Source organism: Rhodospirillum centenum SW (genome assembly GCF_000016185.1).
Taxonomy (GTDB): domain Bacteria; phylum Pseudomonadota; class Alphaproteobacteria; order Azospirillales; family Azospirillaceae; genus Rhodocista; species Rhodocista centena.
On sequence record NC_011420.2, the window covers coordinates 717,887 to 744,020 of the forward strand.

The 26,134-nt window shown below is 69.1% G+C and carries 27 protein-coding genes, 4 tRNA genes and 1 riboswitch; of the genes, 21 read left to right on the top strand and 10 right to left on the bottom strand.

Translation table 11 applies throughout. The features are described 5' to 3' along the window. Nucleotides 1-86: 86 nt before the first annotated feature. Nucleotides 87-316: riboswitch (cobalamin riboswitch) on the bottom strand. Between the two features lie 108 nt (nt 317-424). Then, entirely contained in the window at nt 425-1,003 is a 579-nt protein-coding gene (locus RC1_RS03155) for an AAA family ATPase (RefSeq protein ID WP_012565894.1), read from the top strand. Between the two features lie 35 nt (nt 1,004-1,038). Here RC1_RS03155 and RC1_RS03160 read toward each other — a convergent pair whose 3' ends face one another. Then, a complete protein-coding gene (locus RC1_RS03160; RefSeq protein WP_012565895.1) occupies nt 1,039-2,340 on the bottom strand; it encodes a pentapeptide repeat-containing protein in 1,302 nt (433 codons plus the stop codon). 119 nt (nt 2,341-2,459) lie between these two features. Between RC1_RS03160 and phoU the strand changes: the two genes are divergently transcribed. From phoU to RC1_RS03175, 3 genes are all read left to right on the top strand, one after another. Next, a complete protein-coding gene (phoU, locus tag RC1_RS03165) occupies nt 2,460-3,194 on the top strand; it encodes a phosphate signaling complex protein PhoU (RefSeq protein WP_012565896.1) in 735 nt (244 codons plus the stop codon). 128 nt (nt 3,195-3,322) lie between these two features. Further along, a complete protein-coding gene (locus RC1_RS03170) occupies nt 3,323-3,751 on the top strand; it encodes a hypothetical protein (RefSeq protein WP_012565897.1) in 429 nt (142 codons plus the stop codon). A gap of 91 nt (nt 3,752-3,842) precedes the next feature. Continuing rightward, entirely contained in the window at nt 3,843-4,616 is a 774-nt protein-coding gene (locus RC1_RS03175; RefSeq protein ID WP_012565898.1) for a hypothetical protein, read from the top strand. 18 nt (nt 4,617-4,634) lie between these two features. On the opposite strand, the gene fliG is transcribed toward RC1_RS03175, so the two are convergent. From fliG to tatA, 6 genes are all read right to left on the bottom strand, one after another. Beyond that, a complete protein-coding gene (fliG, locus tag RC1_RS03180) occupies nt 4,635-5,657 on the bottom strand; it encodes a flagellar motor switch protein FliG (RefSeq protein WP_012565899.1) in 1,023 nt (340 codons plus the stop codon). Nucleotides 5,658-5,835: 178 nt separating this feature from the next. Continuing rightward, nucleotides 5,836-6,084: a hypothetical protein gene (locus RC1_RS03185; protein WP_012565900.1), complete on the bottom strand. Its 249-nt coding sequence runs from the start codon at nt 6,082-6,084 to the stop codon at nt 5,836-5,838. Nucleotides 6,085-6,487: 403 nt separating this feature from the next. Continuing rightward, nucleotides 6,488-9,586, bottom strand: coding sequence for an efflux RND transporter permease subunit (locus RC1_RS03190; RefSeq protein ID WP_012565901.1), 3,099 nt, complete (start codon nt 9,584-9,586; stop codon nt 6,488-6,490). 36 nt (nt 9,587-9,622) lie between these two features. Next, nucleotides 9,623-10,852 carry an efflux RND transporter periplasmic adaptor subunit gene (locus RC1_RS03195; RefSeq protein ID WP_049766633.1) on the bottom strand — a complete coding sequence of 410 codons (1,230 nt, stop codon included), beginning with the start codon at nt 10,850-10,852 and terminating at the stop codon, nt 9,623-9,625. 317 nt (nt 10,853-11,169) lie between these two features. After that, on the bottom strand, nt 11,170-11,349 hold the full coding sequence (locus RC1_RS21330) for a hypothetical protein (protein ID WP_148213372.1): 180 nt from the start codon (nt 11,347-11,349) through the stop codon (nt 11,170-11,172). Continuing rightward, nucleotides 11,346-11,522 (bottom strand): twin-arginine translocase TatA/TatE family subunit, encoded by a 177-nt coding sequence (tatA, locus tag RC1_RS20650; RefSeq protein WP_012565904.1) that lies wholly within the window; start codon nt 11,520-11,522, stop codon nt 11,346-11,348. Before tatA ends, RC1_RS21330 begins: the two co-directional genes overlap by 4 nt. Nucleotides 11,523-12,436: 914 nt before the next feature. Between tatA and RC1_RS03200 the strand changes: the two genes are divergently transcribed. From RC1_RS03200 to RC1_RS03225, 6 genes are all read left to right on the top strand, one after another. Further along, complete coding sequence (locus RC1_RS03200; RefSeq protein ID WP_012565906.1) at nt 12,437-12,841, top strand: hypothetical protein; 405 nt, start codon at nt 12,437-12,439, stop codon at nt 12,839-12,841. 229 nt (nt 12,842-13,070) lie between these two features. After that, entirely contained in the window at nt 13,071-13,727 is a 657-nt protein-coding gene (locus RC1_RS03205; RefSeq protein ID WP_012565907.1) for an energy transducer TonB, read from the top strand. 44 nt (nt 13,728-13,771) lie between these two features. Further along, nucleotides 13,772-14,767 carry a MotA/TolQ/ExbB proton channel family protein gene (locus RC1_RS03210; protein WP_148213373.1) on the top strand — a complete coding sequence of 332 codons (996 nt, stop codon included), beginning with the start codon at nt 13,772-13,774 and terminating at the stop codon, nt 14,765-14,767. Nucleotides 14,768-14,775: 8 nt separating this feature from the next. After that, on the top strand, nt 14,776-15,210 hold the full coding sequence (locus RC1_RS03215) for an ExbD/TolR family protein (RefSeq protein ID WP_419760917.1): 435 nt from the start codon (nt 14,776-14,778) through the stop codon (nt 15,208-15,210). A 78-nt stretch (nt 15,211-15,288) separates the two neighbouring features. Further along, nucleotides 15,289-15,663: an ExbD/TolR family protein gene (locus RC1_RS03220; protein ID WP_417715205.1), complete on the top strand. Its 375-nt coding sequence runs from the start codon at nt 15,289-15,291 to the stop codon at nt 15,661-15,663. 50 nt (nt 15,664-15,713) lie between these two features. Continuing rightward, nucleotides 15,714-16,988 (top strand): tetratricopeptide repeat protein, encoded by a 1,275-nt coding sequence (locus RC1_RS03225; protein ID WP_012565911.1) that lies wholly within the window; start codon nt 15,714-15,716, stop codon nt 16,986-16,988. A 121-nt stretch (nt 16,989-17,109) separates the two neighbouring features. Here the strand turns inward: RC1_RS03225 and RC1_RS03230 are convergent, their stop codons facing one another. After that, nucleotides 17,110-17,391 carry a hypothetical protein gene (locus RC1_RS03230; protein WP_012565912.1) on the bottom strand — a complete coding sequence of 94 codons (282 nt, stop codon included), beginning with the start codon at nt 17,389-17,391 and terminating at the stop codon, nt 17,110-17,112. 500 nt (nt 17,392-17,891) lie between these two features. Here RC1_RS03230 and RC1_RS03235 point away from each other — a divergent pair, with 500 nt between their 5' ends. Beyond that, nucleotides 17,892-18,569 (top strand): winged helix-turn-helix domain-containing protein, encoded by a 678-nt coding sequence (locus RC1_RS03235; RefSeq protein WP_012565913.1) that lies wholly within the window; start codon nt 17,892-17,894, stop codon nt 18,567-18,569. Further along, nucleotides 18,556-20,025 (top strand): sensor histidine kinase, encoded by a 1,470-nt coding sequence (locus RC1_RS20655; RefSeq protein WP_012565914.1) that lies wholly within the window; start codon nt 18,556-18,558, stop codon nt 20,023-20,025. Before RC1_RS03235 ends, RC1_RS20655 begins: the two co-directional genes overlap by 14 nt. Here the strand turns inward: RC1_RS20655 and RC1_RS03245 are convergent. Together RC1_RS03245 and rlmB are read right to left on the bottom strand one after the other, a co-directional pair. After that, nucleotides 20,004-20,078: transfer RNA gene (locus RC1_RS03245), tRNA-Thr, on the bottom strand. The two genes, RC1_RS20655 and RC1_RS03245, sit on opposite strands and share 22 nt — an antisense overlap. 57 nt (nt 20,079-20,135) lie before the next feature. Next, nucleotides 20,136-21,167 (bottom strand): 23S rRNA (guanosine(2251)-2'-O)-methyltransferase RlmB, encoded by a 1,032-nt coding sequence (gene rlmB, locus RC1_RS03250; RefSeq protein WP_083759239.1) that lies wholly within the window; start codon nt 21,165-21,167, stop codon nt 20,136-20,138. A gap of 143 nt (nt 21,168-21,310) precedes the next feature. On the opposite strand from rlmB, the gene RC1_RS03255 reads away from it, so the two are divergent. The 9 genes from RC1_RS03255 (at nt 21,311) to rplJ (ending at nt 26,093) form a co-directional block, all read left to right on the top strand. Next, nucleotides 21,311-21,396, top strand: a tRNA-Tyr gene (locus RC1_RS03255). A gap of 122 nt (nt 21,397-21,518) precedes the next feature. Beyond that, a tRNA-Gly gene (locus RC1_RS03260) sits at nt 21,519-21,592 on the top strand. A 59-nt stretch (nt 21,593-21,651) separates the two neighbouring features. Further along, entirely contained in the window at nt 21,652-22,839 is a 1,188-nt protein-coding gene (tuf, locus tag RC1_RS03265; protein WP_012565917.1) for an elongation factor Tu, read from the top strand. 226 nt (nt 22,840-23,065) lie between these two features. Further along, nucleotides 23,066-23,141 (top strand) — tRNA-Trp (locus RC1_RS03270). Between the two features lie 106 nt (nt 23,142-23,247). Then, a complete protein-coding gene (gene secE / locus RC1_RS03275) occupies nt 23,248-23,445 on the top strand; it encodes a preprotein translocase subunit SecE (RefSeq protein ID WP_041785114.1) in 198 nt (65 codons plus the stop codon). 3 nt (nt 23,446-23,448) lie between these two features. Further along, nucleotides 23,449-23,979 carry a transcription termination/antitermination protein NusG gene (gene nusG / locus RC1_RS03280; RefSeq protein WP_012565919.1) on the top strand — a complete coding sequence of 177 codons (531 nt, stop codon included), beginning with the start codon at nt 23,449-23,451 and terminating at the stop codon, nt 23,977-23,979. A 116-nt stretch (nt 23,980-24,095) separates the two neighbouring features. Next, nucleotides 24,096-24,530, top strand: a complete 435-nt coding sequence (gene rplK, locus RC1_RS03285) for a 50S ribosomal protein L11 (RefSeq protein WP_012565920.1) — start codon at nt 24,096-24,098, stop codon at nt 24,528-24,530. Nucleotides 24,531-24,534: 4 nt separating this feature from the next. Beyond that, nucleotides 24,535-25,242 carry a 50S ribosomal protein L1 gene (rplA, locus tag RC1_RS03290; protein WP_012565921.1) on the top strand — a complete coding sequence of 236 codons (708 nt, stop codon included), beginning with the start codon at nt 24,535-24,537 and terminating at the stop codon, nt 25,240-25,242. A 332-nt stretch (nt 25,243-25,574) separates the two neighbouring features. Next, nucleotides 25,575-26,093 (top strand): 50S ribosomal protein L10, encoded by a 519-nt coding sequence (gene rplJ, locus RC1_RS03295; protein ID WP_012565922.1) that lies wholly within the window; start codon nt 25,575-25,577, stop codon nt 26,091-26,093. The last annotated feature ends 41 nt before the right edge of the window (nt 26,094-26,134 follow it).

Below are 26,134 nucleotides of genomic sequence, written 5' to 3' on the forward strand. Positions count from 1 at the left end.
TGCGCGCACCCCCGTCCACGGCAACCCATCGGGCACGTCACCGCAAAACGGAGGACCGTCCCATCGATGCACCCCGCCCGATGGTTGCGTGACGCTTCATGCCGGCAGGTCTCCTGGCTCTCGGGTCCGCATCCGACGCCCGGCCTTCCCAGTTTCCCAGTGGCCTGTTCCCGTCCGTGCGGACGGGGGGCGGCGAACTCGCCGATCACAGTTGCGGGGGCAGCCACGGCGTTGGCCCCACCCGGTCACCCAGGCGCAGGCCGCACCGTCGTTCCCTTTTCACCCCTTCGGGGGGACCGACACATGTGCGGCACTGTAGGGAAAACGTCCGGACCCGACAAGGCGGCTCCATCGCCGCAGGGGGCAACCCTGGGACGGCGAGCGCCCCGTTCCCGACCCGGCCGCAAGGCTCTAGCATCGCCGGATGGATACCGCCCCGCACCACCACCCCCACCGCATCGGCATCACCGGCAGCGCCGGCGTCGGCAAGACGACACTGGCGGAGGCGTTGGGCGGCCGGCTGGACCTTCCGGTGATGGCGGAGGCGATGCGGCCGCTGCTGGAGGCCGGATTCGATCTCCACACCCTGACGCGCGAGGGGCACCGCGCCCTGATCCGCGCCCAGGCGGATGCGCTGGTGCGGGCGATGGCGCAGGCAGACGGCGGCTTCGTCACCGACCGCACGCCGCTGGATTTCGCCGCCCATTGGCTGTCCAACGGGTTCGGGGTGGACGATCCCGCCGCGACCGAGGCGCTGCTCGCCCGTGCGGTGGCGGCGATGGCGGACTACAGCGCCGTGCTGCTGCTGCCCTGGGGCTGCATTCCGCTGGAGGATGACGGCGTGCGCTTTCCCAATCCCTGGATGCAGCTCCATTTCCAGGAACTGGTGGCGGGGCTGTGCCGGCGCTGGGTCGATCCCGCCCGGCTGGTCATCGTGCCCGACCGGGCGATGGCGCCGGAAGCGCGGCTGGACTGGGTGCTGCGACGACTCGGCCCCGGCTGATACGGGAGGGGCGGGCCGGTCACGGAGGCGACCCGTCAGTCGTCCTCATCCTCGTCCGGCAGGGGCAGGGCGGCCCCGGTCAGCACGGCCTCGTCCAGCAGGGCGCCGCGTAGATTGGCATCGATCAGGTTGGCGCCGGTGAGGTCGGCCCCCCGCAGGTCGGCCCCGGAGAGGTTCGCGTTGCGCAGGTTCGCCCGCACGAGGCTGGCCTTCACGAGCTTCGCGCCGGACAGGTTCGCCGGCCACAGCCGGCCGGTGGGACGGCCGTCCGGTCCCTTTATGTCCACGGACCCGATCTCCGCCCCGTCCAGCCGGGCGCCCGTCAGATCGACGGCGCGGAGGTTCGACCCGTCCAGGGTGGCGCCGCAGAGATCGGCGTTCTGGAGGTTGGCCGAGACCAGATCGGTCATGATCAGCAGCGATTCACGCAGCTTGGCGCCGACCATGGTGCAGTGCTTCAGGCTGGCGCCGCTGAGATTCACCTTCTCCAGCCCGATATGGGACAGATCCTCCCCGTCCAGGGTGGCGCGCGTGCCCTTCGCCCCGTTGGAGTTGATCCAGGCGAAATGTGCGGACAGCGTGGCCTGGACCTTCTGCGAGAAGTTGTCCTGCGAGCGGGTGATGTTGGCGCCGGTCATGTCCACGCTGGCGAGGCTCACCCCGTCCAGGTTGGCGCCGTGCAGGTCGGCGTTGCGCAGGCTGGCGCCGGTCAGGTTCGCGCCCATCAGGTTGGCGCCGCGGAGCGAGGCGCCGGCGAGGTTCGCCCCGGCGAGGTTGGCGCCGCGCAGGTCGCTGTTGGAAAAGTTGGTCGATTTCAGCACGGCGTTGGAGAGGTTGCAGCCGGACATCTGCGCGCCCTGGCAGTCGGCGCCGACCATGCTGCACTCGCCCAGATCGGCGCCGGCCAGATTGGCGTTCGACAGCAGCGCATCGTCCAGGTCCGCACCGGACAGGTCGGACCGCTGCACGCTCATCTGGCTGGGGCTGCGCCGGTCCAGCAGGGCGCCGCCGCGCAAATCCGCCTCGCGCAGGATGGCGCCCTTCAGCTTGGCACCGCGCAGGTGTGCCCCGCGCAGATCGGCCTTGGTCAGATTGCAGCCGGTCAGCAGCGCCCGGGTCATCCGCGCCGCGAAAAGGTCTGCCTGGCTGAGGTTCGCCCGCGTGAAGTCGCAGTCCGAAAGGTTGGCCCCCGACAGCTTGGCCGATTGCAGGTTGGCGGCATTGAAGTTATGCCCCTGGAGGTCCACCAGCGGCATCATCGCCCGCGCGCCGCCCGTCACCCGCTTCAGCCAGCGTTCGTGCTTCTCCAGCGTGGCGATCAACTCGTGGGGCGTCATGGCCTGATCGCGGCGCAGCCGCTAGTCAGAGGTGGACATTCGTTTTCTTAGCGGATTATTGGCTCATGTGGAACCGTGCCGGCATGTCCGCGGCCAGGGTTCCCGAGGGGAGGTCCAGGATGCAGTCGCAGCACATCGTCAATGCCTATGACCAGGAGCTTCGCAAGCTCCACAGCTATATCGCTGAAATGGGGGGGCAGGCGGAGCAGCAACTCCGGGAGGCGATGCAGGCCATCGTCACCCGCGATTCCGATCTCGCCGGCAAGGTCGTGCGCGAGGACGGTCTGCTGGACGAGCTGGAGCGCAAGGTCGAGGCCCAGACCATCCGCCTGCTGGCACTCCGCCAGCCGGTCGCCTGCGACCTGCGCGAGGTGATCACGGCGCTCAAGGCGGCATCGAACCTGGAGCGCATCGGCGACTTCGCCGCCAATGTCGCCAAGCGGTCGCTGGCGTTGCAGCAGATGCCGGAGATCGGCCTCACCCGCTCCCTCGGCCCGCTGGGCCAGACGGCGGGGGAGATGCTGAACGCCGTGGTGCAGGCCTATCTGGACGACGACGTCGACGGGGCCCTGCGGGTGCGCGACCGCGACGAGGATCTGGACCGGGCCTACACGGCCCTGTTCCGCGAGCTGCTGACCTACATGATGGAGACGCCGCAGCGGATCACCGCCTGCACGCACCTGCTGTTCGCGGCGAAGAACCTGGAACGGATCGGCGACCACGCGACCAACATCGCCGAGGCGGTCTGCTTCCGCATCCGCGGCAGCCTGCCGGAGGAGGAGCGTCAGAAGGGCGACGAGACCAGTTTCGCCGTCGTTTCCCCCGGCATTCTCGGCGACGGCCCCACGCGCTGAGCCGCCACTCCGCCCCGTTCCTGTCCGGCGGGACCGGAACCCCGCCTGACGGGGACGGTTGGTTCCAGCGGGGGCTCTGCCTGCACATGGCAGCCCCCGGGAACCAGGAAGCGGGAGAGCGGGCCGGCATGATCGCGGAACAGATCCAGGCGGACCACGGGGCCGGGCGCGAGCTGCTGGCCCTCGTCGGCAACAGCGTCCAGTACGGCCCCGAGGAACGGGGCATCCCGTTGGAGCGCCTGCTCGACCTCTGGCGGGCGCACGGGGCCATGATGCGCGACGCGGTATCGCCGCTGCTGCCGGACGCGCCGACGGCGGAGATCGGGGCTCTGCAAGGGCAGGTGGAGGCGCTCTGCGGGGCGCTGCTTACCGCCCAGGCGGCGGACGCGCCGGGCTGGCGCACGGATCATGTCCGCCTCCGGGACCTCTTCGACCGCCAGTGTCTGCTGGAATCGGCGGAGATCACGCCCCGCCTGCTGGCGCTACCCGCAGCCCGGATCGCCGAGGCGTCGGCCCTGGCCGGGCAACTGCGCGGCCCCGGCGCCGTCGCCGGCTGACTTCCTGTCCGTCCCGCCCTTGTACCGCCGCTGCGGCACGCGCCTTGCTTGGGTCCTGTCAGCGTTCCAGACGCACCGACCGGGACCCGCCATGCCGATCCTCTGCCGCTTCTCCCCCGCCGTCCGCACGGCCCTTGCCCCCTCCCTGCTGCTTGCGGCCCTGCTCGGCCTGGCCGGCTGCGGCACCCGCCCGGTGGCGGTGGGCATGCTGGCCGAGCCGCAACCCCTGCTGAACTCGGCGGCGCACTGGCAGATCGTGGCCCGCGACGCCGCCTGGGCAGTTTCTGCCTATCTGGAGGAGAAGACGGGCAAGAAGGGTCCGGTCGCCGTCTACATGATGCGCAACGACGGCAGCCTGTTCGCCGATGCCTTCCTGGGCGCCATGCAGACGGAGTTCGTGGACCGGGGCCATCCGGTGGCGCTCGATCCGCGGCCCGACGTGACCTCGGTCGGGGTGGATGTGCTGATCGTGCCGCGCTCCCCCGGCTCCGATCCGGTGCATACGGTGCCGGGGCCGCTGACGGTGCTGGCATCGGGGGCGGCGGTGGGAACCTGGGTCGCGGACAAGTTTCCCTGGGGCATCTCCGCGGTGCTGGCCGGGCTGGGGCTGGACGCCGTGCGGGCGCTGCCCGACGCGGCGGACACCGAGATGGTGCTGACCGTCTCGCTGGAGCAGGACGGCTTCTTCACCTTCCGCACCAGCGCCGTCTACTACGTGGAGAGCCGCAACCTCTGGCACTACCGGCCCGACGGCGACTGGACCATGGCCCGATCCTTCAACGAGGTGCCGGCCAGCGCCATCGGCTACGACCTGGGCGGCGAGCCCTACGTGATCCAGCGGGGCGGCTCGCGGCGGAACCGCTGACGGCCACGGGGCCGGACCTCAGTAGACCAGTTCGTCCTCGCCCTTGCCCGACGCGATGACGATCTCCCCGCGCGCTGCCATGTCCTTGGCGATCTGCACCATGTACATCTGCGCCTCGTCCACGTCGCGCAGGCGCACCGGCCCCATGGCGGCCATGTCCTCGCGCATGATCTTGGCGGCGCGTTCGGACATGTTGGTGAAGAACATGTCCTTCAGCGTCTCCGACGCGCCCTTCAGCGCCGTCGCCAGCTTCTGCTTGTCCACGCTGCGCAGCAGGGTCTGGATGCCGCTGGGGTCCAGCTTGCTCAAATCCTCGAAGGTGAACATCAGCGCCCGGATGCGCTCCGCGCTGTCGCGGTTGCGCTCCTCCAGCGCGGCGAGGAACCGGCTCTCCGTGTTGCGGTCCAGGCTGTTGAAGATCTCCGCCATCATCTCGTGCGCGTCGCGGCGGTTGGTGCGGGCGAGGTTCGACATGAACTCCGTGCGCAGGGTGCGCTCGATGTCGTCGATGACCTCCTTCTGCACCGCCTCCATGCGCAGCATGCGCATGATGACCTCCATGGCGAAGCTCTCCGGCAGCAGCGCCAGGACGCGCGAGGAATGGTCGGGCTTGATCTTGGAGAGCACGACCGCGACGGTCTGCGGATATTCGTTCTTCAGGTAGTTCGCCAGCACCTGCTCGTTCACGTTGGCGAGCTTGTCCCACATGGTGCGGCCGGCGGGACCGCGGATCTCCTCCATGATGGAGTCGACCTTGTCCTTCGACATCACCTTCAGCAGCAGGCGCTCGGTGCTGTCGAAGGTGCCGACCAGCGAGCCGGTGGAGGAGATCTGCTCCGCGAACTCGACGAACAGGCGCTCGACCAGGTTGGCGCTGACGGTGCCCAGGTTGGCCATCGTCTGCGACAGCTCCTTGATCTCGTCGTCGCCCATCAGCGAGAACAGCTTGCTGGCGTGCTCCTCGCCCAACGCCAGCATCAGGATGGCCGCCTTCTCCGGCCCGGTCAGGCCGCGATAGTCCTCGCGCACTCGGATGGCCATGTCCGCCCCCAGTCCCGTCTCTTCCGCCGCGGCCGTCGCCGTCCCGCCGGGAACTCCCCTCCCGGGAACGGGGCCGACCGCGCCGTCTCCCCAAGAGATAGGGGATATTCCTTTCAGAATCGCACAAGGCCCGTGCGAAGGGAAGAGAGCGAGTCCGCGCCCCGGGGCGGGCCCTGCCTCAACAGGGCAGCGTCGGCGATCCGGTGTGGCAGACGTCGGAGCCGCCGGGGGCGGCACGCTCCGCCCACAGACCCGCGGCGATGGCGCGGGCCGCCTCCCGCCGCGAGAGGCGGGGGGCGAAGCGGCGGTAGGTCTCCACGGCCGCGGCGAAGGCGCTGGCCGTGTCCACGCCCAGGCTGCAATGGCGCCGGTACACGGCCGCCGCCACGTCCGTCGCGGTGACGTAGTCGCTGGAATGCCGGCTCATCCACACCTCCTTGCTGCGGCGATGGGGGACGGGGCTGTGCCCGGTGCCACACCGCATCGGTCGAAGCGGTAAGGGCAACGGCCTGACCCCGCCCCGGGACGCTTCGGACCGCGGTGAACGGACCGGCGGATGGCAACGGCCCGGGGCCCTGCCGATTCGAGCCATGGCCGTCGCCGGAAGACGTGCCGGGGGTGGCGGTCCTGCCGGTCGGGCGGATTAATGTCTGCCCAGGTGGCAGTTCCGCCCGTCTTCGGCAGCCCTCCGGTCGGGCAGCCCGCACCGCACCGGAAGGGGCGGGGCAGGATCAGGACAGGATCGGGACAGTGCGGAAAAGCGATGCCCCGCCGGGCGCTCGGGCGCGGCGGGGCATCGGGATCGGTTCAGCCGTGACGGCGACCGCTGCTCAGTCGTCGCCGCCGACCGGCCGCAGGCGCGGCAGCTCTGGTTCCTCCTTCGGCGTGAGGAAACGGCTGAACAGGGGGCCGACCCGGTGTTGCAGGTCGTCCATGAAGGTAAAGGCGACGGGAACGACGATCAGCGACAGCAGGGTGGAGGTGATCAGGCCGCCGATCACGGCCACCGCCATGGGCTGGCGGAACTCCGTATCGGCGCCCCAGCCGATGGCGATGGGGGCCATGCCGGCGATCATGGCGATCGACGTCATGATGATCGGCCGGGCGCGCTTGGCGCCGGCGTCCAGCAGGGCGGCGTGCCGGTCCAGGCCGTGATCGCGGATCGAGACGATGGCGTACTCGACCAGCAGGATCGAGTTCTTCGTCACGATCCCCATCAGCATCAGGATGCCGATCAGCGAGGACAGGCTGATGCTCATGCCGCAGAGCAGCAGCGCCCCCAGCGCCCCGCCCAGCGAGAGCGGCAGCGCCATCAGGATCGTCGGCGGCTGGAAGAAGTTGCGGAACAGCAGCAGCAGCACGGCGACGATCAGGGCCAGGGCGGTGCCCAGCGCCACGGCGAAGCCCTGGAACAGGATCGCCATCTGCTCCGCCCCGCCGACCGGCGGCTTGGAGATGCCGGGCGGGAGATGTGCCAGCGAGGGCAGGGCGTTGATGATCCGCATCGCATCGCCGAACTCCATGCCGCGCAGATCGGCCTGCACCGAGACGCGCCGCGCCCGGTCATAGCGCTGGATCTGCACCGGGCCGGAGCCCAGGCCGATCTCGGCGACCGACTTCAGCGGCACCGTCGTCCCGCTGGAAGTGCGGACCCGCAGATTCTCGATCATCTCCAGGTCCGCGCGGTATTCCGGGGCGAGCTGCACCCGGATCGGGATCTGGCGGTCGCCCAGGTTGAACTTGGCGGTGTTGCTGTCGATGTCGCCCAGCGTGGCGATGCGGGCTACCTGTCCGATGGCGGCGACGGAGACACCCTGTTCGGCGGCCCGGTCGAACAGCGGCCTGATGAGGATTTCCGGCCGTTGCAGCGCCGCCGTCGTCGTCACGTTGGAGACGAAGGGCAGGGTCCGCAGCTCCGCCGCGACCGTCTCGGCATGGCGGTCGAGCTGCTCGCCGTCGTTGCCGGTCAGCGCGATGGAGATGTCTCGCCCGCCGCCGCCCGGACCCTGCGCCTGGAAGTAGACGCGGGCCCCCGGCACCTGGGCGAACAGCGGCTGCACCTCCGTCTCGAACTCCTTCTGGGTCAGCTCGCGCTCGGAAGCGTCCTTCAGCATGACGATGATCTGGCCCTGGCGCACCTGGCCGCCCCGGCCGGCGCTGGTCCAGACCCCGGCCACCTCGGGCCGGTCCTTCAGCAGGCCACCGGCGCGCTGGACGGCCGCGTCCGTCTCCGCCAGCGTGGCACCGGGCGGCAGTTCCACCGACAGGATGGAGAAACCGATGTCCTGGTTCGGCACGAAGGTGCTGGGGATCATCAGGATCGGCAGCACCGAACCGACGAAGACCAGCCCCGTCAGGCCTGCCGTCTTCCAGCGGTTGCGCAGGCACCAGTCCAGCAGCCCCAGGTAACGGTCCGACCAGGGGCCGGGGCCGTGCTCCGCCCCCTGGTGGGGCTTCAGCAGGTAGGCGGCCATCATCGGGGTGATCAGGCGCGCGACCGCGAGGCTGAACAGCACCGATACGGCGACCGTGATGCCGAAGCTCTTGAAGAACTGCCCCGGGATGCCGGGCATGAAGCTGACCGGCAGGAACACCACGACGATGGTCATGGTCGTGGCGACGACCGCCAGCCCGATCTCGTCCGCCGCCTCCATGGCGGCGGCATAGGGGCGTTTGCCCATGCGGATGTGACGGACGATGTTCTCGATCTCGACGATGGCGTCGTCCACCAGGATGCCGACGACCAGCGCCAGCGCCAGCAGCGTGATCCCGTTCAGCGAGAAGCCCAGCCACTGCATCGCCAGAAAGGTGGGGATGGTGGAGAGCGGCATCGCCAGCGCCGAGATCATCGTGGCCCGCGCATCGCGCAGGAACCACCACACCACCAGGACGGCCAGCGCCGCGCCGATCACCAGCGCCTCGATGGACGCCAGGAAGGAGGCGCGGGTGAACTTCACGAGGTCGATGATCAGCTCGAAGCGGACGTCGGGGTGCTCCTTCTTGAGCTGCTCGATCACCTCGGCGATGCCGTCCGCCACCGTCACCTCGCTGGAGCCGGGAGCCCGCTTGATGGCGAAGGTGACGGCCGGTTCCCCGTTCAGCCGCGCGATGGAGCGCATCTCGGTGGTGCCGTCCACCACCTCGCCCAGCTCGCTCAGCCGGACCTTGCGACCGCCGGAGATGGCGATCTCGGTGTTGCCCAGATCCTCGACCGTGTGCGCCGCGCCCAGGGTGCGGATGGCCTGCTCGCTGGCACCGACATTGCCGCGGCCGCCGGGCAGGTCCACGTTCAGGGACCGGAGCTGGGCGTTCACCTCGTCCGCCGTGACGCCCAGCGCCATCAGCCGGACCGGGTCCAGCTTGACCTTGATCTCGCGTTCCAGACCGCCGCGCCGTTCGATCTCGCCGACGCCGCGTACCCGCTGGATGGCGCGGGTGATCTCGTTGTCCACCAGCCAGGACAGCTCCTCCACCGACCGCACCTGCGAGGCGACGGAGTAGTAGAGGATGGCGTCGCCGGTCACATCCAGACGGCGGACCTGCGGTTCATAGATGTCCTGCGGCAGGTCGGACCGGATACGGCTGACGGCATCGCGCACGTCGTTGACGGCGCGGTCGGTGTCGTAGCCGATCTTGAACTCGATCGTCGTGTTGGTGCTGCCGTCCGTCACCGTGGAGGAGATCTTGTCGATCCCGGTGATGCTGGCGACGGCGTCCTCGACCTTCTTGGTGACCTGGGTCTCCAGCTCCGACGGGGCCGCGCCGGGGCGCGAGACGGAGACGTTGACGACAGGGAAGTCGATGTCCGGGTCCTGCGCCACGTCCATCGTCAGGAAACTGACGATGCCGGCGAAGATCAGGATCATGAACAGGACGATGGGCGGGACCGGGTGGCGGATCGCCACCGCCGAAATGTTGCCGCGGCTCATGGGGGTCGCCTTGCGCTCTCGGGTTCCGGACCTGGCTCAGTTCTGCGCCGGCAGCGGCGCCACCGGCACGTCGGGCATCCTGTCCGCCACGGTGACGGTGTCGCCGTCCTTGAGATAGCCGGCGCCGGCCACCACCACCGTCTCGCCGGGGGTGACGCCTTTGAGCAGGGCGACCTGGCCGTTCTCGCGGGCGCCGGTCTCCACGGGACGCATCTCGACCGTGTTGCCGCCGCCCAGCACGAACACCAGCGGCCGTGCGTCCTTGTAGACCAGGGCGTTTTCCGGAACGGTCGGCGCGGTCATGCTGCCGAGCTGCACCATCCCGGTGACGAACATGCCCGGCCGCAGGTCGGGCGAGGCGGCGACGTCGATCTTGACGGTGCCCATGCGGGTCTTGGGATCGACCGTCGGGGCCACCAGCCGCACCGTACCCTCGTGCATCCGTCCGGCGGCGCCGTTGACGGAGAGCAGCACCTTCTGTCCGGGGGCGAGGCCCGTCAGATCCAGCTCCGGCACGTCGGCCGCCAGCTCGATCCGGTCGTCGCGGATCAGGCGGAACAGCTCCGTGCCGCCGGCCGACATGACCGCGCCCAGGCGCGCGTTGCGCAGCGAGATGGTGCCGTCCGCCGGAGCCTTGATCTCCGTCTGCTGGAGTCGGGCCAGCGCCTGTTCCCGGTTCGCCTGCGCGACGCCGACCCGTGCCGCGGCGGTGGCGGCGGTGGCGCGGCGGCTGTCCAGTTCACGGGCGCTGACGGCGTTGCTCTTGGACAGTTCCTCGGCGCGGCGGACGTTGGCCTTCGCTTCGGCTGACAGGGCTTCCGCCTCCTTCAACGCCGCATCCTTCTGCATCAGGTCGGCGCGCAGCACGCTGTCGTCGAAGCGGGCAAGGACCTGTCCGGCCTTCACCTTGTCGCCCTCGTCCACCAGCACCTGGATGATGGCGAGGCCGCTGGTCGAGGTGCCGATCGGCAGCTCGTCCCAGGCGGCCAGCGATCCGGTGAGCATCAGGCGACGGGTCATCACCATCGGCTGCACCGGCGCGGTCGTCACGGTCAGGCCGGAGCTGTTGCCGGTCGGGGCCGGCGGCGCGGGCGGCGCCTTGGCGCCGTCGCCGGGCAGGACCAGGATGGCGGTTCCCGCCGCACCGGCCAGCACCAGCGCGGTGACGCCCCAGCGCAGCCAGTGCCGTGGCCGCCGCGGTGCGGGAGGGGCGCTCCCTCCGGGCAGCGGGCGGGGCATGGGAGGGGCGATCGGCTGGACGCTCATGGGCGCGGACCTCGGGGCGGCCGGGACAGACAGGTCCGGACCGCGATGGGGATGACAGGATAAGGACGTCTCGGGGGCCGGCGGGGCAACCCGCCGGACGCAACCGACACCGATCCGGAGTTCTGGCCCGGAATCTACGCCGGGCCCGGGATGCCCGGAAGGGGAGTTTTGTTACTGCAGTGTACCGCTCCGGTGAGCGAGGTCTTTCTGCGGGGCGACCATTACGGGGGAAGGACGCCGCGACCCCAGTCACGGCGTCCTTCCCCCGGTCAAGGCGTGGCACTTTACTTGCGCGACTGCGAACAGGTCTTAGGGCCTCAGCCCAGGAAGGGAACGACGATGATCGCCAGGGTGAAGAGGCCCCCGATCAGCAGCGCGTCGTTACCCCATTCGACAAGACCGGCCTGCGGCTGGCGCAGGCGCACCACGGCCGCGACCAGCAGCGCGACGACGAACAGCAGGTGCGCGGCGAGATAGACCTGGAGCTGGAGCATCATTCCACCTCCCGCCGGGCCGGAGGGGGAGCGGAGTCGGCCGGCCGGCCGAGTTCGCGTTTGAAGGCCTTCAGGCCCTTGGCGAGGTCGCCCATCGCCGCCGGCAGCTTGCCGGTGCCGAAAATCAGCAGGACGACCAGAAGGATGACGGTCATCTCCCAGATGCCGAGACTCATGCTTTTTCCTCAGATGGCAGGGACCGGCCGGACACGGGGTATCGCGCGACCCGGGTGGGGGCGCGGCGAACAGGCGTGTCGGGCCGCCGTCTCCGGCCCGCGGGGCGGGGACCGGAACGGCCAGGGAAACGGCGGCGCGGTGCGCGGTGCCGTTTCCGGGTTCAGCCGCGGGAGGGCGGGCCGGTCGGGCAGAGACCGGAGGGAAGGGGGCGAGGGAGCGGCCCGCTGCGTGGGAACGACAACCGGGGCGGGCGCGTCTGCCGCGGCGGCGGGATGAGGAGAACGGCCGCCAGCAGAAGCAGCGGCAGCGGGCCGGGTCCCCCGTCGGGACGCGGCAGTCGCTTGGTGGCCAGATCAGGGCGACCGGCAGGGTCGATCGCTTTCGGAACCGCGACGGGAGTGGCGAGCAGACCGTCGCCGCCGGCCTGCGATGCCGACAGCGTATACCGCAACGACTCCAGCGCGCCACCGGGACGGGACAGCCCGCCGCCGAGCGCGATGGCGATACAGAGCAGCAGTCCGGAAACAATCCGGGCACAGAACCGCAACAGGGGCGGCGGGCTCGGCAGCACTCTCGTCGACTCCCACGGGGGGCCGGTTGCACCGGCCCGTGCCCGGACCATCGCGCAGAACCGGCACGGGCGCAATGGTGCCTGCGGACAGGGCGGGGTGCATGCTCTGGCGCTGCGATGCACCCTCGTCACATCCGGAACGGATCATTCTCCCTTGTCCGGACAGGAGCCATGCCGGACGAGGAACCAATGCCTTGGCCGCAGCCCATTCATTTCATGGTATGCAAAGCCCGCATTGCTCCGGCCCTTAGCCCTCGAATTGCACAGTTGTCGCAGGGGCGAAAAAGATGGCAGCTATGGGGCGGGACGGACTTTTTCGGTCTTTTGCAGGATTGTTACGCGATGCTGCGGCGCTGGGCCCACGGGCTCCTCGCATTTATCTTCTGCCTGACGCTGGTTGAGGGGCGATCCTCCTCCGCCCGTGCGGACGGCTGGGCATCCGCGGCAGCAACCCACGATACCGTCGTCATTTCGCTCGAAGACGGTCTGCCGAGTGCGTTCGAGAAGTTCCGCTCCGTCGATCCGCGGGCTCCGCGGGTCGAGACCGAGGTGAAGCGCGGGCGCGAGGGGGGGCCGGGTGACGGTCCCATCGGCGTGGCGCTGGTCGCCTTCTTCCTTTTCATCGCGGCCTTCTCCGCAGGCCCCTTCCGCGCGTCACGGCCGTCTCCGGTTGTCTGGCTCAGGCCCGCCAACCGGCCGCAGGCTGCCGGGCGCTGCCCGACGGGTCCGCCCGCCCTTCCGGCCTGAGGGCCACCGCCGCGCGGGAACCGTCTTCCGCCGGCCTGATCCCCGACCATCATCCTCGGACCCGGTACCCTGAGAGGGTGCTCCCGGACGGGCATGCGCTTGGTCGCCCCCTTTCGAACCGGCATTCCGTGCGCAACTGCCGTCCGTATCCGGCCCGTTTCGGGGCAGGGGGACGCGGCCGGCCTTGGACTGCCTCGCCGACCCAACTCAAGGCAAGCAGAGTCACCCCATGTCCCTTGACGTCTACAGGCCGCCCGAAGCGGACCCGCGCGGCCGGCTGATCGGCATCGGTTTCGTGATCGTCCTTCATATCCTGCTCGTCTACGCCCTGGTCACCGGCCTGGCCCGCAAGGCCGTGGAGATCGTGGCGGCGCCGATCAAGACGGAGATCATCGAGGAGCTGAAGCCGGAGCTGCCGGACGAGCCGCCGCCGCCCCCGCCGCCGCCGACCTTCGATACGCCGCCGCCGCCCTACATCCCGCCGCCGGAGATCCAGGTCGCTCAGCCGCCGCCGCAGACCCAGGCCATCGTCGCCACCACGACCGAGAAGCCCAAGGAGATGCCGCCGCCCCCGACCCGGTTCACCGAACCCAAGCGGGAGTCTGCGAAGCCGGATGCGCGTTCCTTCACCCGGCCCGAATACCCGGCCATGTCGGTCCGGCTGGAGGAAGAGGGCAGCACCGTGCTGCGCCTGTTCTGTGCCGAGAACGGCCGGATCACCGAGGCCGAGGTGCAGACCAGCAGCGGCCACCCGCGGCTGGACGACGCCACGCTGAAGGAGGCCAAGCGCGGCCGCTGGAAGTGCAAGCCCGGCACCGCGGACGGCAAGCCGGAAGGAAGCTGGTTCCTCTTCAAATACACCTGGCGGCTTGAGGACGCGCGCTGACGCGCCGACGCCGATACCCCCCATCCATGAGCACAGGATCTATCATGTCGAGCAAAGTCAGCCGCGCTGTGGCGGCAACCGCCCTGATCGCCGGAATCCTCGCCGGCACCACTGTCCCCGCTTTCGCCGCGAAGAAGGCCGCCGCCCCGGCGGAGACGGCCGCGCCGGCGCCGGCGCCGGCCGAAGCCGCTCCTCCGGCCGCTCCGGTCGAGGCGGCGGCTCCTGCCGTCGACACCGCGACCCCGGCCGCCGATGCCGCCGCCCCCGTTGACGGCGCCACGCCGCCTGAGGCCGGTGCGGACGCTGCCGTCCCGGGCGAGGCTGCCCCGCCGGTCGGCCTGCCGGGCCAGGTCACCGAGGTCGAGAACCCCTACGGCCTCTCGGCCCTGTGGGCCCAGGGCGACTTCGTCTCGAAGGGCACGCTCGTGGCCATGATCATCATGTCCATGGGCACCTGGTACATCATGCTGACCAAGCTGTTCGAGCAGTCCCGCCTGCTGCGCCAGGCCAAGGTCGCGCGCAAGGAGTTCTGGACCGCCGGCAGCATCACCGAGGGCGCCAAGCGTCTGGGCGACAAGAGCGTCTTCCGCAGCATCGTCGAGAGCGGCGTGCGTTCCGCCGAGCACCATGACGGCGCGCTGACCGATCAGATCGATCTGCACACCTGGGTGACCATGTCGCTGCAGCGGACGGTCGAGACCACCCAGAGCCGCCTCCAGGAGGGCCTGGCCTTCCTCGCCACCGTGGGGTCCACGGCTCCCTTCGTCGGTCTGTTCGGTACGGTGTGGGGCATCTACCACGCGCTGGTCGCCATCGGCCTCTCCGGTCAGGCCTCGATCGACAAGGTCGCCGGTCCGGTCGGTGAAGCGCTGATCATGACCGCCATCGGTCTGGCCGTCGCCGTGCCGGCGGTGCTCGGCTACAACTGGCTGGTCCGCCGCAACAAGGCCTGCACCGATGCGCTGCGGTCCTTCTCGGCCGACCTGCACGCTGTCCTGCTCGCCCAGACGCACCGCTCGCACATGGCCCGGAGCGCCTGACCATGGGGATGAGCGTCGGATCCCCGTCCGGCGACGATGATGAGGTGGTGTCGGCGATCAACACGACACCCCTCGTCGACGTGATGCTGGTGCTGCTGATCATCTTCCTGATCACGATCCCGGTGGCCATTCAGACGGTCCCCGTGGAGCTGCCGAAGGAGATGAACCAGCCCACCACCACGAAGCCGGAGAACATCACCATCGCCGTCGATGTGGATGGGAACATCTACTGGAACGCCCAGCTCGTCCCGGACTACAACGAGCTGTTCGAGCGGATGAAGGAGATCGCGGTCAAGAACCCGCAGCCCGAAATCCACATCCGCGGCGACCAGTCGGCCCGCTACGAGTATGTCGGCAAGGTCGTGCTCACCTGCCAGCGCGCCGGCATCTTCAAGATCGGCTTCATCACCGAGCCTCCGGCCGGCGCCATCATGGCCCGCTGACCCGTCGGAAAGGACCAACCCATGGGCATGAATGTTGGGGGGGGCGGAGCGCCCGAAGACGGCGAAGTCGCCCCCGAGATGAACACCACGCCGCTGATCGACGTGATGCTGGTCCTGCTGGTGATGCTGATCATCACCATCCCGATCCAGACCCACGCCGTGAAGCTGGACATGCCGGCGGGCAATCCGCCGCCGGTCACGGAACAGCCACAGGTCGTCACCATCGAAGTGGATTTCGACGGCACCGTGATCTGGTCCGGGGAGGTCCTGCCCGACCGTTCCACGCTGGAGGCCAAGCTCCAGGCCGTGGCGGCGATGCCGACCCAGCCCGAGGTGCATCTGCGCCCGAACAAGCTGGTGAAGTACCGCTACGTCGCCGCCGTGCTGGCGTCGGCGCAGCGCGTGGGCGTGTCGAAGATCGGCATCGTCGGTAACGAACAGTTCCTGGACTGACCCTCCGGTCGGGCCTGCCCGCCGGACCCATCGCCCTTCGGAAGACTGCAATGAAGCGACATCAGATCATCACCGCCGCCTTCCTGGGCAGCGCCATCGCCCTGGGCGGCCTGACCGTCGGTGCCGGCACTGCCCATGCCGCCGACCGGGCCGGCAAGGAGTCCGCGAAGAAGGAGGCCGGTCCCACCGTCCGGGCGGAGATCGGCAACCCCCTGAAGGCGGCGCAGGAACTGGTCAAGGCCAAGAAGTACAAGGAGGCCCTGGCCAAGGTGCGTGAGGCGGACGGCGTTGCCGACAAGACGCCTTACGAGACCTTCGTGATGGAGGAGACCCGGGGCTTCATCCTGATGAAGACCGGCGATCAGGGCGGCGCCGCCAAGGCCTTCGAGGCCGTGATCGGCACCGGCCAGCTCTCCGAGGAGGACCGCCTCAAGCGCGTGCAGGCGGTCGCTCAGCTCTACTACCAGGCCAAGGACTACGCCCGTTCGGCCTCGTGGACGCAGCGCTTCCTCAAGGAAGCCGGCCCCAATGAGGACATGCGGACCCTGCTGATCCAGGCGCTCTATCTCTCCGGCGACTTCGCCACCGCCGGCAAGGAGCTGACCGCCCTGGTCGCGGCCAAGGAGAAGGCCGGCCAGCCGATCGACGAGCAGAGCCTCCAGTTCCTGGCCAACATCGCCGTCAAGCAGAAGGACGAGGCCGGCTACGTGGCGGCGGTCGAGAAGCTGGTCCGCTACCATCCGAAGGCCGAGTACTGGCAGGATCTCATCCTGCGCATGCAGAAGAAGCCCGGCTTCAACCGGGACCGTCTCTCGCTGGACGTCTACCGGCTGATGCTCGCCGCCGGTGTGCTGACCCGGGGCGAGGATTATGTCGAGATGGCGCAGCTTGCCCTGGGCGACAACATTCCCGGTGAGGCCAAGGCCATTCTGAACAAGGGCTTCGCCGCCGGCCTGCTGGGCACCGGCGCGGATGCCGAGCGGCATAAGCGTCTGCTCGCCATGGCGGAGAAGCAGGCGGCGGAAGACCAGAAGACCCTCGCGGCCTCCGAGAAGGAGGTGGATGCCGCCGCCTCCGGCGGTCCGGCGGTCCGGCTGGGTGATGCCTATGCCGGTCATGGCCAGTACCAGAAGGCTGCGGCCTGGTTCGAGAAGGGTCTGAAGAAGGGCGGACTGAAGCAGCCGGAGGACGCCCGTCTGCATCTCGGCATCGCCTATCTGAAGGCTGGCGACGCTGCCCGCGCCAAGCAGACTCTGGGCGCCGTCAAGGGCGGGGACGGGCAGGCCGACCTCGCGCGTCTCTGGCAGCTCGTGAAGGCGGGCTGACCGGCGCGCCGGCTGCCGGCGCGACCATCTCCGTATCGTGATGCGGCCGGGTCCTTCTGAAGGGCCCGGCCGTTTTCTTTGGCCCATCACGAATGAGCCGACGTACCGGCGCGGGGGCGGTTCAGTCGTTGCCGGACATGCTCAGCCAGCCGGCGGCGATCGCCAGCAGCAGCAGGCCGAATCCGAACAGGCTGGTCGCCAGCGGCCCCTTGGGTGCCAGGGCGGGCGTCAGCCGGGCGACGCCGAACAGGTTATGGATGCCGGCGCCGAACAGCGCCCAGAAGCCGGCGGCCAGGGTGTAGAGACGCTCCTCCGGGCGGGCCCGCGGGCGCAGGCCGCGCAGGGCGACGGCCAGGATCAGCACGCCGGCCAGCAGCGCGGCGAGAGCGGGAATCAGGGGCATCGGTCCATGCCTCCCGTCGGTCCGGAAAGACCGGCAAGGCTGCATCCGACAGCAACGGGCCTCATTCGACCAGGGCCTGCCAGACACAGTAATAGAGGAAGCCGGCCAGCGGGGCGCCGCAGACCAGCACCAGGACCATCCAGACGACGTACATGCGGGATTCTCCGCTCGGTTCGGGATGCGGGGCAGCCTGCCCGTCCCGGCCCCACCGCCCTATGGCAGCACGATGAAATGCCTGTCAGATCCCGTGGCTTCCGTCGGCCCCCGCATGGCGTCGGTCCGGCATGAACGGAATTTCATCCGGGTGCCATCGGCGCGGCCGTCCCCTGGGGCTAGCTTCCGCCCGTGTGATCCGTCCGGATACCGCGACGGGCCACACTGCTCGGCTGCTGAAGCCGACTGCCCCACCACGACTCGCAACGACCGGGTACCGTCCCGGCACCCGGTCGTCCTTTCGCCACGGACTTTCTCGCTCCGCGGCCCTGGAGTAGCTTGCCGCCATGAAGATCCTGGTGATCGAAGACGACGCCGGCACGGCGGAGTACCTGACCAAGGGCCTGAAGGAGGCCGGCCACGTCGTCGATCATGCGGCGACGGGGAAGGACGGTCTGTTCCTGGCGGCGAGCGAGAGTTACGACGCGCTGGTGGTGGACAGGATGCTGCCCGGGCGCGACGGGCTGTCGGTGCTGGAGGTCTTGCGTGCCACCGGGAACGGCATTCCGGCTCTGGTCCTGAGTGCCCTGTCCAGCGTGGAGGACCGCGTGAAGGGCCTGCGTGCCGGCGCGGACGACTATCTTCCCAAGCCTTTCGCCTTCTCCGAACTGCTCGCGCGCCTGGACGCGCTGGAGCGGCGTGCCCGCGGCAGCGGGCCGGTGACGCGCCTGCAGGTGTCCGACCTGGAGATGGATCTGCTGGCGCGCAGCGTCTCGCGTGCCGGGCGGCCGGTCGATCTGCTGCCGCGGGAATTCCTGCTGCTGGAGTTCCTGATGCGCAACGCCGGCCATGTCGTGACCCGCACCATGCTGCTGGAGCGGGTCTGGGACTATCACTTCGACCCCCAGACGAACGTCATCGACGTCCATATCGCGCGGTTGCGCCAGAAGATCGACAAGGACCACCCGGCACCGCTGATTCATACGGTGCGCGGGGCGGGCTACGTGCTCCGTGCTCCGGGCTAACGTCCTGCGCACCACCGCCTTCAAGCTGGCGGGCTTCTATCTGGTGCTCTTCGTCTTTTCGACGGGGGCGGTGCTCGGTGTCGTCCACTGGTTCACCGCCGGCTTCATCCAGCGCCACACCGAGCAGACCATCCTGCTGGAACTGGGTGAACTGCGCGAGGCCGGGGCGTCGCGCGGGCGAGAGGCCCTGCTGGCGCTGCTGAAGGAGCGCGCCGATGTCCCCCGCACGGCGATGATCTACGCCGTGGCCGGCGCGGACGGCACCATCGCCGCGGGCAACCTTGCCGACTGGCCGGCCGGGGCGCGGCGGGGCTGGATCTCCTTCGAGATCCCGCAGACTTCCGATTCGGCGGCGCCGCATCCGGCCATCGCCTTCGCCGATCCGTTACCGGACGGGGGCACGCTGCTGGTCGGGCATGACATGACCGAGCGCTACCTGCTGCGCGACCAGCTTCTCTCGGCCTTCTTCCGGGCCGTGTTCCTGGCCGTGCTGGTCGGTGCCGCCGGGGCCGCCCTGGTCGGACGCCGGGCGGCGGACCGGGTCGAGGCGATCAACGCCGCCATCGACCGGATCGCCGAGGGCGCCTTCTCCGACCGCATGCCGCTGGCCGGCACCGACGACGAGATCGACCGGCTGGCCGGCAAGCTCAACCGCATGCTTGACGAGATCGCCCGGCTGATGCGCGAGCTGCGGGAGGTGACGGACAATGTCGCCCACGACCTGCGCACCCCGCTGGCCCGACTCCGGGCCCGGCTGGAGCTGGCAGCGGCGGAGCCCGGCCTGCCGGTCGGGCACCAGGCGCTGCTGGACCAGACCATGGCGGAGATCGACCGGCTGCTGGAAATCTTCGGCGCCATCCTCGCCATCGCGGCGGTGGAAGCCGGCGGGGCCCGGCGCGACTTCGCTCCGGTGGATCTGACCGCTCTCGTCCACGAGGTCGCGGACCTCTACGGTCCGGTGGCGGAGGCCGCGGGACTCGACCTCGCGGTGGAGAAGGTGGGGCGGCCCGTCGTCGCCGGCAGCCGCCAGCTCCTGGCCCAGGCTCTCAGCAACCTCGTGGACAATGCGGTGAAGTATACGCCGGCCGGCGGTCGCATCCGGATCACGGCCCGCGAGGGGCAGCAGGGGTGCGAACTGGTGGTCACCGATACCGGGCCAGGGATTCCTACCGACCAGCACGACCGGGTGCTGGAGCGATTCGTGCGCCTCGAATCGCACCGCGGCACGGCCGGGCACGGGCTCGGCCTCAGCCTCGTGGCTGCGGTCGTGCGTCTGCACGGCGCCACCCTGTCGCTGGAAGATGCGATGCCCGGACTGCGGGTCCGCCTGCGCCTCGGTCAACCGGGCTGGGGGAATGCGGACGCGACTCGGGAGGGGAAAGGGGCTGAACGCCCGGCGGCCGGAGGGATCGACCCGGCGCAGACCGGGCACCATGGTGCCGGCTGTCAGGATTGAACTGACGACCTACCGCTTACAAGGCGGTTGCTCTACCGCTGAGCTAAGCCGGCGCCGTGGCGGGGACCGGGGCGGCGTCTGGTCGCACGCCCCGGCCGGTGCCGGCAACACTAGCGTCGCCGCGCCACCTCGTAAAGCGCCACTGCCGCGGCGTTGGAGACGTTCAGGCTGCCGACGGGGCCGCCGGTGGGCAGCCGCGCGATCTCGTCGCAGCGCTCCCCCGTCAGCCGCCGCAGCCCCTCGCCCTCGGAGCCCAGCACCAGCGCCGTGCGTCCGGTCAGGTCAACCTCGTGCAGGGGGCGGGCGCCGCTCTCGTCCAGGCCGACGGTCCAGAACCCGGCCTGCTTCAGCGTGTCCAATGCGCGCGCCAGATTCGTCACCCGCACCAGCGGCACGGCGTCCACCGCACCGGAGGCGGTCTTCGCCAGCACGCCCGTGACCGGCGGGGCATGGCGGTCCTGCACGATCACGGCCCTGGCCCCGAAGGCGGCGGCCGAGCGCATGATGGCGCCGACATTGTGCGGGTCGGTCACCTGGTCCAGCACGATCACCAGCGCCTGCGGCTCCGATTCGGCGGCGATGCAGACATCCTCCACCGCGACCTCGGGCAACGGTGCGGTGTCCAGGGCCACGCCCTGATGCACGGCGCCGGGGGGCAGCAGCTTGTCCAGTTCCTCCTTCTCCAGGAAGGTCGGGTCCGGCCGCTCCAGTCCCAGCTCCGCCGCGCGCTGCACGGCGCCGTCCAGCGCGGCCAGGGCCGATTCGGTGACATAGAGGCCGCGGCAGCGCCGCTCCGGATTGATCCACGCCGCGGCGACGGGATGCAGCCCGTAGATCAGGTTGTGCCGGTTGACGCCCGGACGCACGCCAGCGCCGGCACCGGGGGCCGCGGGGGAATCGGCAGGCGTGCGGGGGGCGGGCTTGCCGGCCGGCCGCGCGCCGCGCTCGGGCGCGCCCGTGCGGGCCGGCTCCTTGGCGGGCCGAGGGGCGGCACCCGCGGGCTTGCCGGACCGGCGCACCGGCGTGCCGGCATCGGCGGATGATTCGGAACGGACGCCGGACGGGCGGCGGCCGGGCTGGCCGGGGGAGGGCGCGCGGCCCCCGGACCGACCGGAACGGGAGGGGGATCGGGTATTCTTCATGCGGCGCATCCTTGCCCAGCTTTAATGCTGTTGCCAGCCGTATCAGATGCTCGGGGGGCATGCGAGATTGCCGTTGACACGCCGAACTTTATTCGCATAGTGCGGCTTCTCCGTTTCCGGCCCCGGCCGGTTGCGCGGCCTTCGGAAGGGTGGCCGAGTGGTTAAAGGCAGCAGACTGTAAATCTGCCCGCGACAGCGTACGTAGGTTCGAATCCTACCCCTTCCACCAATTCCGGCGCGCCCCATCTCATCGGAGATCGATGGGATGGGCGCGCCGCTCCGCGCAGGCACCGGGTTCGGCGTGACTGTTCGGACGAGTTCTGGGTCGGAATCCTGTTGGGACGAGTTCAGGCGGGTGTAGCTCAATGGTAGAGCAGAAGCCTTCCAAGCTTACGACGGGGGTTCGATTCCCCTCACCCGCTCCAGAGTCGTGAACGTCATACGTCTCCGTCGGAACACACCTTAGGCAAGGGCGAACAAGGCTATGGCGAAGGCAAAATTCGAGCGGACGAAGCCGCACTGCAATGTCGGGACGATCGGTCACGTCGACCACGGCAAGACGTCGCTGACGGCGGCGATCACGAAGGTGCTGGCGAAGACGGGCGGAGCCACGTTCACGGCGTACGACCAGATCGACAAGGCGCCTGAAGAGAAGGCGCGCGGTATCACGATTTCGACGGCGCACGTTGAGTACGAGACGACGAACCGGCACTACGCGCACGTGGACTGCCCGGGCCACGCCGACTACGTGAAGAACATGATCACGGGCGCGGCGCAGATGGACGGTGCGATTCTGGTGGTTTCGGCGGCTGACGGCCCGATGCCGCAGACGCGCGAGCACATTCTTCTGGCGCGTCAGGTTGGTGTTCCGGCCCTGGTCGTGTTCCTGAACAAGATGGACATGGCGGATCCTGAGCTGGTCGAGCTTGTGGAGCTTGAGGTCCGTGAGCTTCTGTCGTCCTACGGTTTCCCGGGCGACGACATTCCGGTGGTGAAGGGCTCTGCGCTGTGCGCGCTGGAGGACCGGAACCCGGAGATCGGCGAGCAGGCGATCCTCGAGCTGATGCGCCATGTTGACGCCTACATTCCGCAGCCGGAGCGTCCGAAGGACCGTCCGTTCCTGATGCCGATCGAGGACGTTTTCTCGATCTCCGGCCGTGGCACGGTGGTGACGGGGCGCGTCGAGCGCGGGGTGATCAAGGTCGGTGAGGAAGTCGAGATCGTCGGCATGAAGCCGACGGTGAAGACGACGGTGACCGGCGTTGAGATGTTCCGCAAGCTGCTCGACCAGGGCGAGGCTGGCGACAACATCGGTGCGCTGCTGCGCGGCACGAAGCGCGAGGATGTGGAGCGCGGTCAGGTTCTGGCGAAGCCGGGCTCGATCACCCCGCACACGAAGTTCGAGGCCGAGACCTACATCCTGACCAAGGACGAGGGCGGGCGTCACACGCCGTTCTTCACGAACTACCGGCCGCAGTTCTACTTCCGCACCACCGACGTGACCGGCATGGTGACCCTGCCGGAGGGCACGGAGATGGTGATGCCGGGCGACAACGTCCGCATCCGGGTCGAGCTGATCGCCCCGATCGCCATGGACGAGGGCCTGCGCTTCGCCATCCGCGAGGGCGGCCGCACCGTCGGCGCCGGCGTCGTCTCCAAGATCATCGAGTAGTCCTGCGCGCCTCTGTGCGTCGGACAGCAAGGGCCGCCCATCGGGCGGCCCTTTGCTTTTTATAGAGAGTGTCGTTAAGATTTTCCGGGTTTGCGGCGATTCTGCCTGTTGCCTTCCGCGGCTACATGCGGTAGATACCCGCTCTCCCCGCAGCCTGACGGGGTGAGGGGCGTGTTGCCCGGCGGCTACCGCCGCGGGCGGGGCGCCACCGGACAGAGTTCCGTTTAGGAGTGTAGCTCAACTGGTAGAGCACCGGTCTCCAAAACCGGGGGTTGGGGGTTCGAGCCCCTCCACTCCTGCCACTCTTCGGCGACGCCCCTGCGGGTGGCGCCAGGGGCGGTAGGCTGATACGGATCGGCTGAAGCGGATCGAACGAAGCACGCAACCAGAGTGGTGGCTCAAGCCGACATGGCGAAGACCAGTCCCGCCGAATTCATGCGCGAGGTCCGCCGCGAGGTGGCCAAGGTCACGTGGCCGACGCGCAAGGAGACGACCGTGTCCACCGTGATGGTCTTCGTCATGGTGATCCTCGCGGCCGTCTTCTTCCTGCTGGCCGACCAGTTCATCTCGTTCGCCATCCGCCTCATCCTCGGGATCGGGGGCTGATCGATGGCGGCGCGTTGGTACGTGGTCCACGTCTACTCCGGCTTCGAGAAGAAGGTCGCCCAGGCGATCCGCGAGAAGGCCGGGCAGAAGGGGCTGGAAGAGAAGTTCGAGGAAATCCTCGTCCCGACGGAGGAGATCGTCGAGGTCCGTCGCGGCGCCAAGGTCAATGCCGAGCGCAAGTTCTTCCCCGGCTACGTGCTGGTGAAGATGGAGCTGCAGGACGAGACCTGGCACCTGGTCAAGAACACGCCGAAGGTCACGGGGTTCCTGGGTGGGGGCGGCAAGCCCCAGCCGATCTCCGAAGGCGAGGCGATGCGCATCCTGAACCAGGTCAAGGAAGGCATCGAGCGGCCGAAGCCGTCGATCCAGTTCGAGGTGGGCGAGCAGGTCCGTGTCACGGACGGTCCCTTCACCTCCTTCACCGGGTATGTCGAGGAAGTCGACGAGGACAAGGCGCGGGTCAAGGTCGCTGTGTCGATCTTCGGGCGCGCCACGCCGGTCGAACTCGAATATACGCAGGTCGAGAAAGTCTAGTTTCAAGTGTCGGCCCCGCTTCGGCGGGGCCGGCTTTTGCGCGTGGGAGGCAGGCCATAGCCGCACCACGCATCCCGGCGGCCCCGGAGCCCGGGGCCGGCAACTGAGGACGTATCATGGCGAAGAAAATCGTCGGTTACATCAAGCTCCAGGTTCCGGCCGGCAAGGCGAACCCGTCGCCGCCGATCGGTCCGGCGCTGGGTCAGCGCGGCCTGAACATCATGGAGTTCGTGAAGCAGTTCAACGCCAAGACGGCCGACCTGGAACAGGGGATGCCCATCCCCGTGGTCATTACGGCCTACGGCGACCGTACCTTCACCTTCGTCACCAAGACCCCGCCGATCACCTACTTCCTGAAGAAGGCGGCCGGCATCGACAAGGGCAGCGCGACCGTCGGCCGGTCCGGCCCGGTCGGTCGTGTGACCATGGAACAGGTCCGCGACATCGCGACCAAGAAGATGAAGGACCTGAACGCCAACGATGTGGAGGGCGCCGCCCGCATGATCGTCGGCTCCGCCCGTTCGATGGGCATCGAAGTGGTGGAGGGCTGATATCATGGCGAAGCTCGGCAAGCGCCTGAAGAAGGCCGTTTCGACCGTCGACCGCGACAAGTTCTACGCGCTGGACGAGGCCGTGAAGACGGTCAGGTCCAATGCCACCGCGAAGTTCGATGAGACCGTCGAGATTGCGATGAATCTCGGCATCGACCCGCGTCACGCCGACCAGATGGTCCGCGGCATGGTCCAGCTCCCGAACGGCACCGGCAAGACCGTGCGCGTCGCCGTGTTCGCCCGCGCCGGCAAGGCTGACGAAGCCCTGGCTGCAGGGGCCGACATCGTCGGCGCCGAGGATCTGGCGGACAAGATCCAGGCCGGTGAGTTCAACTTCGACCGCTGCATCGCCACCCCGGACATGATGGGCGTGGTCGGTCGGCTCGGTAAGATCCTCGGCCCGCGCGGCCTGATGCCGAACCCGAAGCTGGGCACCGTGACCCCGAACGTCGCCGAGGCCGTGAAGGCTGCCAAGGGCGGTGCGGTGGAGTTCCGGGCCGAGAAGACCGGCATCGTGCATGCCGGCGTCGGCAAGGCCAGCTTCTCCGAGCAGGCGCTCGAAGAGAACATCCGCGCCTTCGTCTCGGCCATCAACCGGGCGAAGCCGTCGGGTGCCAAGGGCACCTACATCGAGAAGGTCTCCCTCAGCTCCACCATGGGCCCGGGCATCAAGCTCGACATTCCGGCCCTGGTGGCGTCGCTGGGCGGCTGATCCGAATTTCCCGCGGGCGGGTGACCGTCCGCGGGACCGGGTGCTTGGGGGCGACCCCGGAGCACCCACCCTGTCCGAGATTGCGGGCGCCGCGGCGGGCGTCTTCCGGCAACGGAACCCCGCCAACGCTTAATCGCCCAGCCTGCATGAGACGGGAGCAGAGCACGGAGTTTCCGGGTCGGACGGGTTCCCCGCCTCGCCTGGGCATGATGGCTTGTCGCTTCTGGGACAGGTGAACCGGGACTCGATCCGGTCGCCAACCGGAAAAGGTCTCAAGCGTGAACCGGGACGGACGGCGTTCGCGCCGATCGTCCCAGTTTTGGAGGCGAACCGTGGACCGTACACAAAAGGAAGCGACGGTCGCGGCCCTTAATTCTTCCTTGCAGGAAGCCGGCCTTATCATCGTCACCAAGCAGAGCGGGATGACGGTGGCTGAGGTGACGGACCTGCGCCGGAAGATGCGGGCCGCGGGCTGCAGCTTCAAAGTGACCAAGAACCGGCTCGCCCGCATCGCCCTCAAGGGTACGCAGTTCGAGACGCTGGACGGCTTCTTCAAGGGCCCGACGGCGATCGCCTACTCGAAGGACCCGGTGGCGGCGGCCAAGGTGGCCGTCGACTATGCCAAGACCAACGACAAGTTCCAGATCGTCGGTGGCGGCCTGCCGGGGCTCAAGCTGGACAGCCAGGGCGTCGATGCCCTGTCCAAGCTGCCTTCGCTGAACGAACTGCGCGCCTCGCTGCTCGGCATGATCCAGACGCCCGCGACCCGTATCGCCGGCGTCCTTCAGGCCCCGGGCGGCCAGGTGGCCCGCGTTCTCGCGGCCTACGCCAAGAAGGACGAGGCGGCGTGAGCTGCCGATCCTGTACGACTCATACTGTGATTTCTGGAGAC

Bases quoted from the DNA above. Each gene is read 5' to 3' on its own strand.
- RC1_RS03190 (WP_012565901.1), bottom strand. From the start codon at position 9,586: ATGAGCCGCGGCAACATTTCGGCGGTGGCGATCCGCCACCCGGTCCCG.
- RC1_RS03170 (WP_012565897.1), top strand. From the start codon at position 3,323: ATGATCGCGGAACAGATCCAGGCGGACCACGGGGCCGGGCGCGAGCTG.
- RC1_RS03155 (WP_012565894.1), top strand. From the start codon at position 425: ATGGATACCGCCCCGCACCACCACCCCCACCGCATCGGCATCACCGGC.
- phoU (WP_012565896.1), top strand. From the start codon at position 2,460: ATGCAGTCGCAGCACATCGTCAATGCCTATGACCAGGAGCTTCGCAAG.
- RC1_RS03205 (WP_012565907.1), top strand. From the start codon at position 13,071: ATGTCCCTTGACGTCTACAGGCCGCCCGAAGCGGACCCGCGCGGCCGG.
- RC1_RS03210 (WP_148213373.1), top strand. From the start codon at position 13,772: ATGTCGAGCAAAGTCAGCCGCGCTGTGGCGGCAACCGCCCTGATCGCC.
- rlmB (WP_083759239.1), bottom strand. From the start codon at position 21,167: ATGAAGAATACCCGATCCCCCTCCCGTTCCGGTCGGTCCGGGGGCCGC.
- RC1_RS03185 (WP_012565900.1), bottom strand. From the start codon at position 6,084: ATGAGCCGGCATTCCAGCGACTACGTCACCGCGACGGACGTGGCGGCG.
- RC1_RS03230 (WP_012565912.1), bottom strand. From the start codon at position 17,391: ATGCCCCTGATTCCCGCTCTCGCCGCGCTGCTGGCCGGCGTGCTGATC.
- tuf (WP_012565917.1), top strand. From the start codon at position 21,652: ATGGCGAAGGCAAAATTCGAGCGGACGAAGCCGCACTGCAATGTCGGG.
- secE (WP_041785114.1), top strand. From the start codon at position 23,248: ATGGCGAAGACCAGTCCCGCCGAATTCATGCGCGAGGTCCGCCGCGAG.
- RC1_RS21330 (WP_148213372.1), bottom strand. From the start codon at position 11,349: ATGATGCTCCAGCTCCAGGTCTATCTCGCCGCGCACCTGCTGTTCGTC.
- RC1_RS03220 (WP_417715205.1), top strand. From the start codon at position 15,289: ATGAACACCACGCCGCTGATCGACGTGATGCTGGTCCTGCTGGTGATG.
- RC1_RS03225 (WP_012565911.1), top strand. From the start codon at position 15,714: ATGAAGCGACATCAGATCATCACCGCCGCCTTCCTGGGCAGCGCCATC.
- nusG (WP_012565919.1), top strand. From the start codon at position 23,449: ATGGCGGCGCGTTGGTACGTGGTCCACGTCTACTCCGGCTTCGAGAAG.
- RC1_RS03195 (WP_049766633.1), bottom strand. From the start codon at position 10,852: ATGAGCGTCCAGCCGATCGCCCCTCCCATGCCCCGCCCGCTGCCCGGA.
- RC1_RS03200 (WP_012565906.1), top strand. From the start codon at position 12,437: ATGCTGCGGCGCTGGGCCCACGGGCTCCTCGCATTTATCTTCTGCCTG.
- RC1_RS03215 (WP_419760917.1), top strand. From the start codon at position 14,776: ATGAGCGTCGGATCCCCGTCCGGCGACGATGATGAGGTGGTGTCGGCG.
- RC1_RS03235 (WP_012565913.1), top strand. From the start codon at position 17,892: ATGAAGATCCTGGTGATCGAAGACGACGCCGGCACGGCGGAGTACCTG.
- RC1_RS03160 (WP_012565895.1), bottom strand. From the start codon at position 2,340: ATGACGCCCCACGAGTTGATCGCCACGCTGGAGAAGCACGAACGCTGG.
- RC1_RS03175 (WP_012565898.1), top strand. From the start codon at position 3,843: ATGCCGATCCTCTGCCGCTTCTCCCCCGCCGTCCGCACGGCCCTTGCC.
- tatA (WP_012565904.1), bottom strand. From the start codon at position 11,522: ATGAGTCTCGGCATCTGGGAGATGACCGTCATCCTTCTGGTCGTCCTG.
- rplA (WP_012565921.1), top strand. From the start codon at position 24,535: ATGGCGAAGCTCGGCAAGCGCCTGAAGAAGGCCGTTTCGACCGTCGAC.
- fliG (WP_012565899.1), bottom strand. From the start codon at position 5,657: ATGGCCATCCGAGTGCGCGAGGACTATCGCGGCCTGACCGGGCCGGAG.
- rplK (WP_012565920.1), top strand. From the start codon at position 24,096: ATGGCGAAGAAAATCGTCGGTTACATCAAGCTCCAGGTTCCGGCCGGC.